This is a genomic window from Streptococcus sp. A69 (assembly GCF_058556195.1).
This window is the reverse complement of record NZ_JBZUJU010000003.1, coordinates 1-16,345: the sequence shown is the minus strand read 5'-3', so window position 1 is coordinate 16,345 and position 16,345 is coordinate 1. Positions and strand designations below refer to the sequence as shown.

Genomic DNA, 16,345 nt, shown 5'->3' with positions numbered 1-16,345 from the left:
GGTGATGTTGGGTTTTCTTGCTTATTTCAAAGCTTTTTGTGCGTCTTCAATCATGAGTTTAGTTGATTCAAGCCCGCCACCGCTTAGATACCAGAGGTCTGGTGTTAGTTGGATAATTTTACCATTTTTAGTGGCAGGAGTTTCAGCGATGAGGGCATTTTCTAGGACGCCATCGTTGCTAGAGTTGTCCCCACCGATGGCAAGGGTACGGTTGATGACAAAGAGGATGTCAGGATTGATTTCTTTGACACTTTCAAAGCTGACTTCCTGGCCATGGCGAGAATCTTCAAATTTGGTGTCAGTTGGCTTGAATTTCAAGGTTTGATACAAGAAAGAGAAACGAGATTGAGCACCAAAGGCAGCCATTTTTCCTTCATTGAGGAGGATAGCAAGGGCTTTTTTGTCAGAACTTTCGTTTTTAGTAGCGACTTCTTGGATGCTCTTATCTAGGTTAGCTAATTCTTCTTTAGCTTTCTGTGTACCAGTTTCGCCAAAGGCGCTTGCTAGAGATTCGATGTTAGCCTTGGTTGAAGTCCAGTAGTCGTCCTTGCTTGCTTGGAAGAGGACTGTTGGAGCGATTTCTTTGAACTTGTCTACGAATTTTTGGGTACGTGGAGAAGCGATAATCAAATCCGGTTCAAGAGCAGCAATGGCTTCTAGGTCTGGCTCAACCATGGAACCCACATTGTTGACATTTCCTGCAAGATCTTTTAGGTAAGTCGGCACAGTTTTTGTAGGCATTCCGACGATATTCTTTTCAAATCCTAAAGCGCGAATAGTATCCGCAGCACCGAGATCAAAGGTCACAATCTTTTCAGGAACCTTTGAAAGTTTGACCTCATCTAGTGAACTTTTAATGGTTACTTCTGTTTGAGCAGAACTACTTGTCTCTGTTTGCTTCGTAGTTTTAGTTGTACTACATGCACCAAGTAAGAGCAAGAAGCTAGCCGCTAGGGCAGTGAGATAAAGTTTAAGGGATGTTTTCATAATTTCTCCTTTTTAAAATATGATAACGATTTAGGGGGCTCTTAGATAGGCTTGTTAGCTAAGAGACAGAGGGTTCTCTGACATGAGTTCAGAATAGCTAGCTATAGATACAGATCTTTTTGCCATTGATATCAGCCAGCGTGATGGGAATCTCATAGAGTTGACTGAGCAGGTCAGCCTGCATGATTTGAGCAGTCGTTCCCTTGCAAAAGACTTGACCGTCTTTAAAGGCAACAATTTCATCCGCATACTGGCTAGCCATGTTGATATCGTGGAGGACGATGATAATGGTCTTCCCTAGTTCCTCCACCAGTTGCCGAAGTATCTGCATCATGCTGACGCTTTGCTTGATATCGAGATTATTAAGCGGTTCGTCCAGCAAGATAAAGTCTGTATCCTGGGCTAGTACCATAGCGATAAAGACACGTTGCAACTGTCCACCAGACAGGCTATCAATGTAGCGGTCTTTTAAGTTTGTCAGTTCCAGATAGTCCAGAGTTTCTCGGATTTTTCCCCAGTCTTCTGCCTTCAGTCGACCATGGCTGTAGGGAAAACGTCCAAAGCTGACCAGTTCTTCTACAGTCAATTTGGCTTGGTAATTGATCTTCTGCTTTAGGATAGTCAGTTCTTTGGCTAGTTCTTGCGAATTCCAACTCTCGATTTCACGCCCTTTGATACTAAGAATTCCCTGATCTTTCTTGGTCAGTCTGCTCATGATGGAGAGAAGAGTTGATTTTCCAGCACCATTTGGACCAATGAAGGCTGTCAGTTTATGAGGACTGACTTCAAGCGAAATGTCTTGCAAAATATCTTGTTTTTGAATGGATTTGTCAATGTTTTCCAGTTTCACCGACGTGCCCTCCTGTAAAGTAAGATAAAGAATAAGAAGCCACCCACACTCTCAATAATCATGCTGATGCGAATTTCCAGCGCAAAGACTCGTTCGATGAGGGCTTGCCCCAAGGTCAAACTGATAAATCCAATCAGAATAGCCACGATAAAGAGCAACTTGTGCCGATAATCTTTGACAATCAGGTAAGTGAGATTGGCCAGCATAAAGCCGAAGAAGGCCATAGGCCCTACCAAGGCAGTGGCTGTTGAGGTCAAAAGCACGATGCCCCAGAGGAGTTCTCTCTGTTCTTTTTCAACATCTAGTCCCAGTATCTGAGCCGTTTCTCTTTGCAGGTGCAAGACATCCAGAACGACTGCTTTTCGAAAGAAAAATATTGTTAAGGCGAGGATGATCAGAGAACCGATGGCTAGGATGGAAGTGTTGAGATGCTGAAAGGAGGCAAAGAGACTGTTCTGCAGTTTATCGTATTCATTTGGATCCATCAGGACTTGGAGGAAGGTACTGATATTTCGAAAGAGACTTCCCAGGGCTAGGCAGATTAGCAGAATGAAAACCAGATTTTGCTTCATCAGCGTCTTCAAGTAGCCTTGTAAGGCGAGAAAGAAGAGGGATTGAAGCAGAAGCAAGACTAGAAATTCTAAGATAGGAGACTTTCCAAGCTGTAGAAATTTGCTTTCAAATATTAGTAGCAGGGTCTGTAGCAAGACATAGAAGGATTCGATTCCCAAAATACTTGGCGTCAGGAAGCGATTTTCCGTCAGGGTTTGAAAACTAATGGTCGAAATTCCAGTAGCGATAGCTACCAAGAGATAAACGATGATTTTTTGGGAACGCAGCTTCCAAGCAAAGACAGATAGGTGACTAATAGGCCAAAAGTAGAGGAGACAAGCTCCGATGGCCAGAATAATGAGAAGGCAGAAGAGCTTGGTATGTTTGCTTTTAGACAGCATCCTTTTGTCCCCCTCTCCATAGCAGTAAAATAAAGACGAGACTACCGATGATTCCTAGTAGGAGACTGACAGACAGCTCATAGGGCCGAATCAAGATTCGAGAGAGGAGGTCGCAGGCTAGAACCAGATTGGCTCCGACCAGAGCGACGATGAGTTTGGTTTGACTCAAATTATCTCCATAGCGCTTGCGGACAAGATTGGGCACGATGACCCCGAGAAAAGGCAAGGCACCCACGGTAATCATGGTGACGCTTGTCGTTAGCGCCACCAGAAAGAGAGCCAGTTTTTCAAGTAGGGAGTAAGAAATTCCTAAACTCTCACTGGTTTCTTTTCCTAGATTCATAATGGTAAAGGTTTGGGATAATTTCCAAACGGCTATCAGGATAATGAGGCCTAAGAAGAGCCACTCATACTGATGAGTCTGAATCATGGAGAAGGAGCCCTGGGCCCAAGCAGTCATACTCTGAACCAGATTGAAACGATAGGCGATAACTTCTGTGACAGAACCGATAATCTCACTATAGATAATTCCGATCAAGGGCAACATCCACCTTTCCTTTACAGAAAAAATAGTCATAAAGGCCAGAAAGAAGAGGGTAAATAAGATGGATGAGCCAAAAGCAAAGAGCATCTTTTGGGTCAGACTCGCAGATGGAAAGACAAAGAGGCTTAACACCATTCCCAGTTTGGCGGCTTCTGTCGTTCCGACTGTGCTTGGGGCAGCAAACTGATTTTGAGTAATGGTCTGCATGAGGAGTCCTGCCATGCTCATACTAGAGGCTGCAAGGAGAATACTGATGGTTCTTGGAAGACGCGACTCTTGAAAGAGAAGCCAGGTCTGTTGGTCAAAAGCAAAGAATTTTTCCCAAGAAAAATCACTGGTTCCAATGGTAATGGAGAGAAAGACCAGGAGTAGAAGTAAGCCTGTTAAAATATGAGAGAGTTTCATGCCCCGTCCTTTCTTGTAGATTTGGTATCGAAAGATACCTGCGGATATAAATGTAACACGATTTCTTTAATCTGTCAATGAATTTTCTGACAATTTAATGTAAAAAGAAAGAAAAATTCCTGAAATAACATCTGCCCCTCTCTTTTATTGGAAAACTGAGTAAAAACCAATCTACCTTCCCACTATCCTTCTCCTATAAAAAGTGGTAAAATGGAGGACAGAAAGAAGGAACTGATATGACAACATTATTTTCAAAAATCAAAGAAGTAACAGAGCTTGCTGCGATCTCAGGCCACGAAGCGCCTGTCCGGACTTATCTTCGTGAAAAATTGACACCGCACGTGGATGAAGTAGTGACAGATGGCTTAGGTGGTATTTTCGGTATCAAGCATTCAGAAGTTGCGGATGCCCCACGCGTCTTGGTCGCTTCTCATATGGACGAAGTTGGTTTTATGGTCAGCGAAATTAAGCAAGATGGAACCTTCCGTGTGGTTGAAATCGGTGGCTGGAACCCTATGGTGGTCAGCAGTCAACGCTTCAAACTCTTTACTCGTGACGGTCGTGAAATTCCAGTGATCTCAGGTTCTGTCCCTCCACATTTGACACGTGGAACAGGTGGACCAACTATGCCAGCTATTTCAGATATCATTTTTGATGGTGGGTTTGCAGACAAGGCTGAAGCAGAAAGCTTTGGTATCCGTCCAGGTGACACCATTGTCCCTGATAGCTCCGCTATCTTGACAGCCAATGAAAAAAATATCATCTCAAAAGCTTGGGATAACCGCTATGGTGTCCTCATGGTAAGCGAGTTAGCAGAAGCCTTGTCAGGTCAAAAACTCGGAAATGAACTCTATCTTGGTGCCAATGTCCAAGAAGAAGTTGGTCTCCGTGGCGCTCATACTTCCACAACTAAGTTTGACCCAGAAGTTTTTCTGGCAGTTGACTGTTCGCCAGCAGGTGATGTCTACGGCGGCCAAGGTAAGATTGGGGATGGAACCTTGATTCGCTTCTACGATCCAGGTCACTTGCTTCTCCCAGGTATGAAGGATTTCCTTTTGACAACGGCTGAAGAAGCTGGCATCAAGTATCAATACTACTGTGGAAAAGGTGGAACAGACGCTGGCGCAGCTCATTTGAAAAATGGTGGGGTTCCATCAACAACTATCGGTGTTTGCGCTCGTTATATCCATTCTCACCAAACTCTCTACGCGATGGATGACTTCTTAGAAGCCCAAGCTTTCTTGCAAGCCTTGGTGAAAAAATTGGACCGTTCAACGGTTGATTTGATTAAAAATTATTAAGCATAAGGGAGGCGGTCAGGATGGCAGAACCAAACCTAGAAAGCCTTATAAGAGATCTCTACAACCATGCTCGTCAGGGCTTGAGTGAAGATTTAGTTGCTGCTCTCCTAGAGACTGCTAAAAAACTACCCACTACAAATGAGCAATTACTAGCAGTCCGACTCTCAGGACTGGTCACCCGTGAATTGCTCATCAATCCCAAACACCCAGCACCTGAGTTGATCAACTTGGCGCGTTTTATCAAAAGAGAAGAAGCCAAGTACAGGGGCACTGCAGTTTCTGCTATTATGTTTGGTGAACTCTTTAAAATGCTTTGATTCCATTGTGAATCAAAGCATTTTTTATATGCTCCAAAAGAAATTCTTAATGAGGAGACGAAAAAAGCCATCCCATTCAGGATAGCTTTTAGGTACTTAGATTTGTTCAGCGATGACCTTTTCAGCTAGGTTAATAGCATGGTCAGACACACGAGTGTAGTGAGAAATGATGTCGATAAAGTTGACCCCGGCTTGTGTAGAACACTCACCCTTGTTAAGGCGTTTGATGTGGGTCTTTCTGAGAACGCGTTCCATATTGTTGATTTCTTTATGGCGTTCAATCAGACTCTGAGCTTTTTCAATATCATTGTTTTCCACACTATCAAGGGCATCCTTGATGAATGCAGTTGTTGCTTGATAAATCTCAGCTAATTCCTCTAAAGCAGCATCAGAAAATTGAACATTCTTACGTTGGAGGTAGTCGGTTAGGTTGAGCAAGCCTTCTGCATGGTCCCCAATCCGTTCCAAATCACGAGATGAATCGAGGATATTGGTTAAGATTTCACTTTCCTTTTGGCTCAATGATTCGCTAGAAAGACTAATCAGGTAGCGAGTCAGTTTCTCGTCAATTGTGTTAATGGCTTCTTCAGTCTTGTGGACTTTTTCCGCTAGTTTTTCATCTAGATTTATGATGTAGTCGTAGGAAAGGTCAAAAGCTTTTGAAGCATAGTTCCCCAAGTGAAGCAGTTCTTTTTTGGCATTTCCTAGAGCGATAGAAGGAGCCTGCTTGATGAGTTGTTCATCCAAGTAGAGAGCTTCGTATTTGACAACCTCATCTTCACCAGGAATGAGCTTGGTCACAATGTAAGCCAAGGCACCAATGAATGGGAACTGGATAATGGTATTTGTAATATTAAAGGTTCCGTGGGCAAAGGCAATGGTCATTTCTGGAGCTAGATTGAGAGTAGATTCAAACCATTGAATCAAGCCAGTGAAAGGTACAAGAAAGACAATACAGATGACCGTACCAATCACGTTAAAGACGACATGGGCACCGGCAACACGTTTGGCAGCGATATTGGCTCCAAGAGAAGCAATGATGGCTGTAATGGTCGTTCCGATATTATCACCAAACAAGACCGGTAGGGCACCTTGTAGGTCAATCAAACCACTTGCGTACAGGTTCTGTAAGATACCGATAGTTGCGGATGAAGCTTGAATGAGTAGGGTCAGTCCAGTTCCGACAAAGACACCTAGAATAGGACTCTTACTTAGTTCAACCATGTAGTCTCTAAAGACTTGCAGGTCTTTTAGGGGCTCCATTGCACCGCTCATAAGATTGAGGGCGAAGAAGATACCACCCACACCAAAGATAATCCGTCCGATGTTATTGATGGAGCGATTCTTGGTGAAGAAAAGACAAACAGCTCCGATAAAGAGCATAGGTAAGGCATAATCTCCTAGCTTAAAACCGATGATAAAGGATGTAACGGTGGTTCCAATATTGGCACCCATGACAATACCGATAGCCTGACGCAAGGTCAAAAGTCCCGCACTGACTAGTCCCACTGTAATGACAGTAACACCAGAACTTGATTGAATCAGCGCCGTCATACCGATACCAACCAGCACACCGAAGAAGGGATTGCTGGTATATTTGTCAATGTAAAAACGAAGGCGATCTCCAGCAGCTTGTTGCAAACCGTCTCCCATGGTCTTGATACTATATAAGAATAGCCCCAGACCACCTAAAAAGTGAAATAAAATTTCCTGCCAATTAATGGACATTTCTTTTTCCTCCGAAAAATAATCGCGGAATTTCTCCCATTCTATTTTAAAGGATAAAAGTAAATCTAACAAGTGTTTAGATGAAATTTTCCTAAGAAAAGGCAACTTGCTTTAAAAATAGGGAGTAAATTTACTTTCCAAGAGTGGTTTTATTCAATCATGTCCAAATTTTACTGATTATTATCCTAGCTATAGTTTTTGTGTCAAGTATATTGACAACGCTTTCATATAAGATAAAATGAAGATGATCCTGTTCTGGTGTTGTGCACTGAGAACAGTTACTGTTTATCTAAAAAGTAAAGCGCTTACTTTTTATTTTATTAGGAGGATAAGATGAAAGATCTATTTTTTGAAAAACGGTGCCGTTACAGTATTCGCAAGCTGTCAATCGGAGCTTGTTCCTTGATGATTGGTTCAGCTCTATTTGCGAGTCCAGCCCTTGCTGAACAAGTCACTGCCCCTGAAACAGCTACTAATACGAGCGCTCAAGCGGCAAATGTGAGTGAAACTGCTAATCCAGACACTGTAGCTATCGAAAAGCAATTAGAGGAAACTGAAAACAAAGTAGCTGAGCAACCCATTTCAGAAAACACTCCAGCAATAACGGATTTAGTTAATGAAAAAGAAGAAGCGAAGCCAACTCCGACGGATAAAGCTGAAAAACCTGCTCAACCAACTGAAAAAGAAGAAGTCAAACCAGAGGAAGCTCCTCAAGTAGCTGAAAAGAAAGCGAACAAACCAACTCTAGCAGACGTTCCTAAAAATGAAGAAAAGAGTCTCCGACCAAAAGAAATCAAATTTGATATATGGGAGGATTTGTTGAAATGGGAACCGGGTGCGCGTGAGGATGATCCCATCAATCGTTCCTCAGTTGAACTCGCCAAGCGCCATAGAGGTCAGTTGGTTAACGAAAAAGCAAGCAGAAGAGCTAAAGTTCAGGCGCTAGCAAACACGAACTCAAAGGCTAAAGACCACGCTTCTGTTGGTGGAGAAGAATTCAAAGCCTACGCCTTTGATTACTGGCAATATTTGGATTCAATGGTCTTCTGGGAAGGCCTAGTCCCAACTCCAGATGTCATTGATGTAGGGCACCGTAATGGAGTTCCCGTTTATGGAACCCTCTTTTTCAACTGGTCAAATAGCATTGCCGACCAAGAGAAATTTGCAGCTGCCTTGAAACAAGACGCAGATGGCACCTTCCCTATCGCACGAAAACTTGTCGATCTTGCTAAGTACTATGGCTTTGATGGCTATTTCATTAATCAGGAAACAACAGGGGAATTGGTAGCACCTCTTGGTGAAAAAATGCGCCAATTCATGCTCTATACAAAAGAATACGCAGCTAAAGTCAACCATCCAATCAAGTATGCTTGGTACGATGCCATGACCTACAAATACGGTCGATACCACGAAGATGGACTGGGAGAATACAACTACCAGTTTATGCAAAAAGAAGGTGACAAGGTCCCTGCAGATCAATTTTTTGCCAATTTCAACTGGAACAAGGAAAAGAATGACTACTCTGTAGAGATGGCAAAATGGCTAGAACGTAGTCAATATGATGTCTTTGCAGGCTTGGAATTGCAACAAGGTGGTTCTTATAAGACAAAAGTCAAATGGGATGCTCTCTTAGATGAAAATGGCAAGTTGCGCTTGTCACTTGGACTTTTTGCGCCAGATACGATTACCAGCCTAGGAAAAACAGGTGAAGACTACCATAAGAACGAAGACATCTTTTTTACAGGTTACCAAGGAGATCCGACAGCTCAAAAACCAGCAGACAAAGAGTGGTATGGAATTTCCAATTTGGTTGCGGACCGCACACCAGCAGTAGGACGAACCTTCACGACCTCCTTTAATACAGGTCATGGTAGAAAATGGTTTGTAGATGGTAAGGTTTCTAAGGATTCTGAGTGGAACTACCGTTCGGTTTCAGGTGTCTTGCCAACATGGCGCTGGTGGCAGACTTCAACGGGTGAAAAACTCCGTGCAGAATATGACTTTACAGATGCCTACAATGGCGGAAACTCTCTTAAATTCTCAGGTGATGTAGCTGGTAAGACGGACCAAGATGTGAATTTGTATTCTACCAAACTAGAAGTAACGGAGAAAACCAAACTTCGGGTTGCCCACAAGGGAGGAAGAGGCTCGAAAGTTTATATGGCCCTCTCTACGACTCTAGACTACAAATTTGAGGATGCGGAGGCATGGAAAGAACTGACTCTTTCTGACAACTGGACAAATGAAGAAATTGACCTTAGCTCACTAGCAGGTAAAACCATCTATGCGGTTAAACTCTTCTTCGAACATGAAGGTGCTGTAAAAGATTATCAGTTTAACCTAGGTCAATTAACAATTTCAGACAATCACCAAGCACCACAATCGCCGACGGGTCTTTCTGTGGTGAAACAATCTCTTAAAAATGCCCAAGAAGCTGAAGCAGTGGTCCAGTTTGCGGGTAACCAAGATGCAGACTTCTATGAAGTCTACGAAAAAGATGGGGACAACTGGCGTTTGTTGACAGGTTCATCTGCTTCAACCATCTACTTGCCAAAAGTTAGCCGCTCAGCTAATGCGACTGGTAGGACTCAGGAATTGAAAGTCGTTGCAGTTGGTAAAAATGGACTTCGTTCCGAAGCGGCGACGGCATCCTTTAACTGGGGGATGACTGTTCAAGATACCACTCTCCCAAGACCTTTAGCTGAAAATATTGTTCCAGGTGCAAAGGTTATCGGTAGCACTTTCCCAAATACTGAAGGTGGAGAAGGCATTGAAGGTATGTTGAACGGCACCATTACTAGCTTGTCAGATAAATGGTCTTCAGCTCAGTTGAGCGGTAGTGTGGATATTCGCTTGACCAAGCCACGTACTGTTGTTAGATGGGTCATGGATCATGCGGGAGCTGGTGGAGAATCCGTAAACGACGGTTTGATGAACACCAAGGACTTTGACCTTTATTATAAAGATGCGGATGGTGAATGGAAGTTAGCTAAGGAGGTCCGTGGCAATAAAGCACACGTGACAGATATCACTCTTGATAAACCAATCATCGCTCAAGACTGGCGTCTAAAAGTTATCACTTCAGATAATGGGACACCTTGGAAGGCCATTCGTATCTACAACTGGAAGATGTATGAAACCCTGGACACAGAAAGTCAAAATATTCCAATGGCTAAGGTAGCTGCTCGTTCGCTTGGAAACCATCAAGTTCAACTCGGCTTCTCTGATGTTCCAGCAGGCGCAACCATCACCGTTTACGACAAGGCTGATTCACAAACACCGATTGCAACTTTGAAGTCTGAAAATGGTGGTGACCTAGCAACAGCACCATTGGCCTTTGACAAGCAACCAAATCTACTCTATTATCGTACCCAACTACCTGGTAAAGAAATCAGTAACACCTTGGCTGTAGCTATTCCACAGGATGAGAGAAAGATTGCTGCAGTTAGTCTTGAAAAAGGACTTAAGAAGACGGTTTATAAAGAGGGAGAAAAACTGGACCTCAGAGGCGGAACACTCCGCGTTCAATACGAAGGGGGACAAGCTGACGAGCTGATTAACCTTACTCACTCAGGTGTGACGGTATCTGGATACGATGCTCATCAAAAAGGAGAACAGAAGCTCACAGTCAGCTACCTTGGACTTCCAGTTGCTGGTAATTTAAACGTACAAGTGACTGGTCAAGATGAAGGAAAACCAAAAGAAGTAGCAGGTTTGTACATTACTAAGAAACCGAAAACAGACTATCTAGTAGGGGATCAACTGGATCTTGCAGAAGGTCGCTTCGGTGTTCTCTATGATGATGAGACAGAAGAAAGCCATGCCTTCACAGATCAAGGTGTTGAAGTTACGGGCTACGATGCTCAAAAGACTGGTCGTCAGACCTTGACTCTTCATTACAAGGGACACACAGCTGAGTTCGATGTCTTGGTTTCTCCAAAAGCAGCTGTCAACGACGAGTACCTCAAACAAGAAATTACTGCTGCCCAAGGCCGTCAGTCAACCCTTGCCTACACCTTCTCAAGCGAGGACAAACAAGCAGCACTAGTAGAGAAGCTCAATGTAGCGAAAGCTGTAGCAGAAAACCATAATGCTAGCCAAGAAGAAGTCAATCGGGCTTTGAATGAGTTGAAACAAGCAGGGACAGCCTTGGATGGAAATCAACGTTATCAGACTGCTAGAGAAGAGTTGGAAGGCTTGCTCGAATCCGTCCGTGAAAAAGATTCTCAAGCTGAGTTGATTGCCCAAGCTGAAGCCTTATTATCTTCACAAACACCAACTCCACAAGCTTTTGTGGACATGAAAGAAAAGCTGAATAAGAAACTAGCTCCTGCAGAAGAAAGTCATCATGTTGGTAGCATGGATCCAAATGAAGTGGCCCCGACGGTTGAGTCCCTCCCTGAGCTAGTTGTGGAAACTGAAACAACAGCCTTCGAACGTCAGGAGCGACCAAACTCCGAATTTCTCAAAGGACAACGCCGTGTTGTGCAAGCTGGAGTTGAAGGTCAAGTTCGCCACTTTGTAGAAGTAGATAGCCAAGGCAAACGCACTCTTCGTTCGACTGAGGTAGTCAAGGAATCAATCCCAGAAATCACCGAAGTTGGTACAAAAGTTCTATCAAGCAACCAACCAGCTGAAGGTGTGAAAGATTTAGTTTTAGCAACTCCGAAACTAGAAATTGAAGAAGTTGCAGTAGCCTTTGAACGTCAAGAACATCCAAACTCAGAACTTCTGAAAGGTCAACGTCAACTTGTCCAAAAAGGAGAGGAAGGGGAAATTCGTCGCTTTGTAGAAGTAGATGCTCAAGGCAATCGTACCCTTCGTTCGACTGAAGTTCTCAAGGAAGCTCTTCCAGAAATTGTTGAAGTGGGAACGAAAGAAGAGCAAGTCTCACAAACAAGGGATCAAGCGCTCTCAGCAACATCGGCAAAAGTTAAAGAAGCAAGTAAAGAACTTCCAAATACTGGAGCGACAAGGGAAGCTAGCCTAGTAGCGCTGGGACTCCTCGGAGTGATGAGTGGCTATGGCCTACTTGCTAGAAAGAAGAGAGAAGACTAATCGGTTTGAATATTGGATTTTCTCGTAAAAACTAAAAACAAGGTTTGGCTGTAGATTAGTCAGACCTTGTTTTTAGTTTTGAAATTGAAGAGTAAATTTGAAGCTAGATTTTTGTTATTCAATTCCTTGGATAAATTTTTGAAAACGATAGGTGTCGAAATAAATATTGGATGCAACTAATTTATCAAACTCATCGAATTTCAGAAATTCTGCGACATCCAGTTCGAGTTCTTTTCCTTGAGGAGAATGTAGACGGTAGCGATTTAAAGCTGAGACTGTTCGACCATCAACAAGTAATTGCTTCACTTCAAGATGCTGGCTCAAAGCATAGAATTGGCCTGCGCCTTGCAAATAAATATCACGTCCTTGTCGAATTTCTATACTATCGCACATGCCATAATCAAAGTTTTCAGCTACGAAATCTTCCCAGCCTCCCTCATTTACTGCCGTAAAATAGCTTTCTGCAAGTGTTTTTGTATCCATTTGGAACCTCCTGTAAAATAATTGGGCTATGATGAATATCATGAAATATTTTGCCCACTTAAGAGTATACAAAAGGCAATATGACTACAGGTTGTCATATTGCTGAAGATTTTTTTTGAGAGTACTGACCAGTAGATTTTGTAAGTGACTTGGAGATACGACCTTTACTTGATAACCAAAGCTTAAGAGTAAATCAAAAAATGCAGGAGTTAAAGCTCTGAATGCCTGAACTTTTATTATTTCGTCCTCGACTCTGATTTCTTCTTCCGTGAAGTGATCGTAGATTTTTGGGAGTGCAAATCTTGTAAAAACTAGTTCGATTTCTTCTCTTTGCCCCTCCACTTTATGTTTTGGGGGATTTAAAAAAAGCTCTAACTTTTCTTGAGATAAACGTGGATAATCGAATGGTTTATCTTTTATCTCCACTAGTTCTAGTTCACGAATTCGAGTTAATTTAAAAATACGAAAATCTAATTTTTCTAAGCAGTAACCGATAACATACCAAGCATTCAGTTTATAGATCAATCTGTATGGAATAACTGTTCGCTGACTTTTCTCTTGTTTTTTCGAATAGTAAGAAAAAGAAATCATCTGTTCAGTTTGTATCGCTTCCTCAATTTCTAGTAAATAATTTGTATTAAGAGTCCAGGAACTGAGATCAAAGTAAAAAGGACTGTTTGCTCTTGTAATTTCTTGAGAAGACAGCTTGTGTCGATACTGTCAAGACTTGAATGACCAACGATTTTACTAACATTTTGGCTCATATTAATGATAAACTGTTTCTCTTCCTCAGTGAAAAAGTTTCTGTCTATCTTATAGTCGCTTGGTATATAGAAACCTCCCTTATCTCCACGTTCCGAATAGATTGGGATTCCCGCTAAACTGAGTGTATCCATGTCCCTATATACAGTTCGAGTAGATATTTCAAACCTCTCTGCAATCTCTTTAGCTGTTATCCTCTTCTTATTTAAAAGAGACAGTAAAATATAGATTAGTCTTTCTAATTTCATGGTAGCAATTCCCCTTCTTTTAATCTCAAATAGCACAAACTGAAGAAACTATTTTAGTTATATTGTATAATAAGAAACCTAGCAATTCAAAAAGAAGGACTGTAGAGTTTGGAATATTAAGGATTAAAATGTTAGAAAAAGAATGGTATAGAAGTAATTAGGCAGATCAATCAAGAAATTTTCCTAAATTATTCCAACCGAATTATGTGAAAATTTCTATTTCCCTTACTGAAATCCTAGGTTTTTAGGTTAATAGATAGAAGAATGAACAAGAAAAGTTTAGGGTTTTTCTATCTCTTTTGCGGATTTTGTGATATAATTAACACATATAAAAAAAGAAGGAGTCATATCTAATGGCAAAATTGACTGTTAAAGACGTTGACTTGAAAGGGAAAAAAGTTCTCGTTCGTGTTGACTTCAACGTACCTGTTAAAGATGGCGTGATTACTAATGACAACCGTATCACTGCAGCTCTTCCAACTATCAAGTACATCCTTGAACAAGGTGGACGTGCAATCCTCTTCTCTCACCTTGGCCGTGTAAAAGAAGAAGCAGACAAAGAAGGTAAATCACTCGCTCCTGTAGCTGCTGACTTGGCTGCTAAGTTAGGACAAGAAGTTAAATTTATCCCAGGTGTTACACGTGGTGCTGAATTGGAAGCAGCAATCAACGCTCTTGAAGATGGACAAGTTCTCTTGGTTGAAAACACTCGTTTCGAAGATGTTGATGGCAAGAAAGAATCTAAAAATGATCCTGAACTTGGTAAATACTGGGCATCACTTGGAGATGGTATCTTCGTAAACGATGCATTCGGTACAGCTCACCGTGCACACGCATCTAACGTTGGTATCTCAGCAAACGTTGAAAAAGCTGTTGCTGGTTTCCTTCTTGAAAACGAAATTGCTTACATCCAAGAAGCTGTTGAAGCTCCAGAACGTCCATTCGTAGCGATTCTTGGCGGTTCAAAAGTTTCAGACAAGATCGGTGTTATCGAAAACTTGCTTGAAAAAGCTGATAAAGTTCTTATCGGTGGTGGGATGACTTACACATTCTACAAAGCTCAAGGTATCGAAATCGGTAACTCACTTGTTGAAGAAGACAAATTGGATGTTGCGAAAGCTCTTCTTGAAAAAGCAAACGGCAAATTGATCTTGCCAGTTGACTCAAAAGAAGCAAACGCATTTGCTGACTACACTGAAGTGAAAGACACTGAAGGTGAAGCAGTAGATCCAGGTTTCCTTGGTTTGGATATCGGTCCAAAATCTATTGCTAAATTCGATCAAGAATTGACTGGTGCGAAGACAGTTGTATGGAACGGACCAATGGGTGTATTTGAAAACCCAGACTTCCAAGCTGGTACAATCGGTGTAATGGACGCTATCGTGAAACAACCAGGAGTGAAATCAATCATCGGTGGTGGTGACTCAGCTGCCGCAGCGATCAACCTTGGTCGTGCAGACAAGTTCTCATGGATCTCTACTGGTGGTGGAGCATCAATGGAACTCCTTGAAGGTAAAGTATTGCCAGGATTGGCTGCACTCACAGAAAAATAAGAGTATAATTAAGAAGATGGTTTCGCCATCTTCTTTTTAATTTAATTTATAAACATGTGGAATTTTTCTATAAATGGAGAGAAAAAAAGAGTAAATATTTGCATCTTGCCTTGTAAAGTGTTAATATAAGAAGTAACGACTAAATTTAGATAAGGAAATGGCTTATAATGAAAAATAAAAAAGAAGTCTATGGATTTCGTAAAAGCAAAGTTGCGAAAACTTTGTGTGGAGCTGTTTTAGGAACTGCTTTGATTGCTTTTGCAGACAAAGCAGTATTTGCTGACGAAGTTACAGAGACAACTAGTACAAGTACGGTTGAGGTAGCTACTACAGGAAACCCAGCCACAAATTTACCTGAAGCTCAGGGTGAAATGAGCCAAGCCGCCAAAGAAAGCCAAGCTAAGGCTGGTTCTAAAGAGTCAGCTTTGCCAGTAGAAGTATCATCAGCTGATTTGGATAAAGCAGTTGCTGATGCAAAATCCGCAGGAGTTAAGGTGGTTCAAGATGAAACAAACGACAAAGGAACAGCCACAACTGCTACAGACAATGCTCAAAAACAAGATGAGATTAAAAACGACTATGCTAAACAGGCTGAAGAAATAAAGACAACGACTGAAGCATATAAAAAAGAAGTCGCAGCTCATCAGGCTGAAACAGATAAAATCAATGCTGAAAACAAAGCAGCGGATGACAAGTATCAAAAAGATCTAAAAAGTCATCAAGAAGAAGTTGAAAAAATCAACACTGCCAATGCAACAGCTAAAGCAGAATATGAAGCTAAGCTAGCACAATATCAAAAAGATTTAGCAACTGTCAAAAAAGCAAACGAAGATAGTCAACAGGATTATCAAAATAAACTTTCAGCTTACCAGACAGAATTAGCTCGAGTACAAAAAGCTAATGCTGAAGCTAAAGAGGCATATGATAAAGCAGTAAAGGAAAATACTGCAAAAAATGCAGCGCTTCAAGCTGAAAATGAAGCGATTAAACAACGTAATGAAACTGCCAAAGCAAACTATGACGCAGCGATGAAGCAGTATGAAGCAGACCTTGCAGCTATTAAGAAAGCTAAAGAGGATAATGATGCTGATTATCAAGCTAAATTAGCAGCTTACCAGGCAGAGTTGGCACGTGTTCAAAAGGCAAATGCTGATGC

At 41.9% G+C, this 16,345-nt stretch carries 11 protein-coding genes and 1 pseudogene; 5 read left to right on the top strand and 7 right to left on the bottom strand.

From position 1 onward, the window contains the following. Positions 1-21: 21 nt before the first annotated feature. The 4 genes from AC4ME5_RS07595 to AC4ME5_RS07580 form a co-directional block, all read right to left on the bottom strand. Positions 22-987, bottom strand: coding sequence for a siderophore ABC transporter substrate-binding protein (locus tag AC4ME5_RS07595; RefSeq protein ID WP_084938860.1), 966 nt, complete (start codon positions 985-987; stop codon positions 22-24). Between the two features lie 97 nt (positions 988-1,084). After that, positions 1,085-1,837 carry an iron ABC transporter ATP-binding protein gene (locus AC4ME5_RS07590; RefSeq protein WP_033583384.1) on the bottom strand — a complete coding sequence of 251 codons (753 nt, stop codon included), beginning with the start codon at positions 1,835-1,837 and terminating at the stop codon, positions 1,085-1,087. After that, the gene (locus AC4ME5_RS07585; RefSeq protein ID WP_491800441.1) at positions 1,834-2,790 is read right to left on the bottom strand and encodes an iron chelate uptake ABC transporter family permease subunit; all 957 of its coding nucleotides are present in this window, start codon (positions 2,788-2,790) and stop codon (positions 1,834-1,836) included. The genes AC4ME5_RS07590 and AC4ME5_RS07585 overlap by 4 nt, the downstream gene beginning before the upstream one ends. After that, positions 2,780-3,739, bottom strand: coding sequence for an ABC transporter permease (locus AC4ME5_RS07580; RefSeq protein WP_491800440.1), 960 nt, complete (start codon positions 3,737-3,739; stop codon positions 2,780-2,782). The genes AC4ME5_RS07585 and AC4ME5_RS07580 overlap by 11 nt, the downstream gene beginning before the upstream one ends. A 236-nt stretch (positions 3,740-3,975) precedes the next feature. Here AC4ME5_RS07580 and pepA point away from each other — a divergent pair, with 236 nt between their 5' ends. Together pepA and AC4ME5_RS07570 are read left to right on the top strand one after the other, a co-directional pair. Beyond that, entirely contained in the window at positions 3,976-5,040 is a 1,065-nt protein-coding gene (gene pepA, locus AC4ME5_RS07575) for a glutamyl aminopeptidase (protein WP_096422764.1), read from the top strand. Positions 5,041-5,060: 20 nt separating this feature from the next. Next, positions 5,061-5,357, top strand: a complete 297-nt coding sequence (locus tag AC4ME5_RS07570; protein ID WP_000840146.1) for a bacteriocin immunity family protein — start codon at positions 5,061-5,063, stop codon at positions 5,355-5,357. Between the two features lie 96 nt (positions 5,358-5,453). Here the strand turns inward: AC4ME5_RS07570 and AC4ME5_RS07565 are convergent, their stop codons facing one another. Further along, positions 5,454-7,085: a Na/Pi cotransporter family protein gene (locus tag AC4ME5_RS07565; RefSeq protein WP_491800439.1), complete on the bottom strand. Its 1,632-nt coding sequence runs from the start codon at positions 7,083-7,085 to the stop codon at positions 5,454-5,456. Positions 7,086-7,418: 333 nt separating this feature from the next. Here AC4ME5_RS07565 and AC4ME5_RS07560 point away from each other — a divergent pair, with 333 nt between their 5' ends. Further along, positions 7,419-12,143 (top strand): endo-beta-N-acetylglucosaminidase, encoded by a 4,725-nt coding sequence (locus AC4ME5_RS07560; protein WP_491800438.1) that lies wholly within the window; start codon positions 7,419-7,421, stop codon positions 12,141-12,143. 114 nt (positions 12,144-12,257) lie between these two features. Here AC4ME5_RS07560 and AC4ME5_RS07555 read toward each other — a convergent pair whose 3' ends face one another. Beyond that, entirely contained in the window at positions 12,258-12,626 is a 369-nt protein-coding gene (locus AC4ME5_RS07555; protein WP_025168475.1) for a hypothetical protein, read from the bottom strand. Positions 12,627-12,710: 84 nt separating this feature from the next. Continuing rightward, positions 12,711-13,636: pseudogene (locus tag AC4ME5_RS07550) on the bottom strand (helix-turn-helix transcriptional regulator). Between the two features lie 353 nt (positions 13,637-13,989). Here AC4ME5_RS07550 and AC4ME5_RS07545 point away from each other — a divergent pair. Both AC4ME5_RS07545 and AC4ME5_RS07540 read left to right on the top strand, forming a co-directional pair. Continuing rightward, the gene (locus AC4ME5_RS07545; protein ID WP_001096767.1) at positions 13,990-15,189 is read left to right on the top strand and encodes a phosphoglycerate kinase; all 1,200 of its coding nucleotides are present in this window, start codon (positions 13,990-13,992) and stop codon (positions 15,187-15,189) included. A gap of 167 nt (positions 15,190-15,356) precedes the next feature. Further along, the coding region (locus AC4ME5_RS07540) for a putative cross-wall-targeting lipoprotein signal domain-containing protein (RefSeq protein WP_491800437.1) at positions 15,357-16,345 on the top strand (989 nt) is incomplete at its 3' end.

Coding starts and splice junctions, on each gene's coding strand:
- AC4ME5_RS07580 (WP_491800440.1), bottom strand. CDS start 3,739: ATGAAACTCTCTCATATTTTAACAGGCTTACTTCTACTCCTGGTCTTT.
- AC4ME5_RS07585 (WP_491800441.1), bottom strand. CDS start 2,790: ATGCTGTCTAAAAGCAAACATACCAAGCTCTTCTGCCTTCTCATTATT.
- AC4ME5_RS07595 (WP_084938860.1), bottom strand. CDS start 987: ATGAAAACATCCCTTAAACTTTATCTCACTGCCCTAGCGGCTAGCTTC.
- pepA (WP_096422764.1), top strand. CDS start 3,976: ATGACAACATTATTTTCAAAAATCAAAGAAGTAACAGAGCTTGCTGCG.
- AC4ME5_RS07570 (WP_000840146.1), top strand. CDS start 5,061: ATGGCAGAACCAAACCTAGAAAGCCTTATAAGAGATCTCTACAACCAT.
- AC4ME5_RS07545 (WP_001096767.1), top strand. CDS start 13,990: ATGGCAAAATTGACTGTTAAAGACGTTGACTTGAAAGGGAAAAAAGTT.
- AC4ME5_RS07555 (WP_025168475.1), bottom strand. CDS start 12,626: ATGGATACAAAAACACTTGCAGAAAGCTATTTTACGGCAGTAAATGAG.
- AC4ME5_RS07560 (WP_491800438.1), top strand. CDS start 7,419: ATGAAAGATCTATTTTTTGAAAAACGGTGCCGTTACAGTATTCGCAAG.
- AC4ME5_RS07565 (WP_491800439.1), bottom strand. CDS start 7,085: ATGTCCATTAATTGGCAGGAAATTTTATTTCACTTTTTAGGTGGTCTG.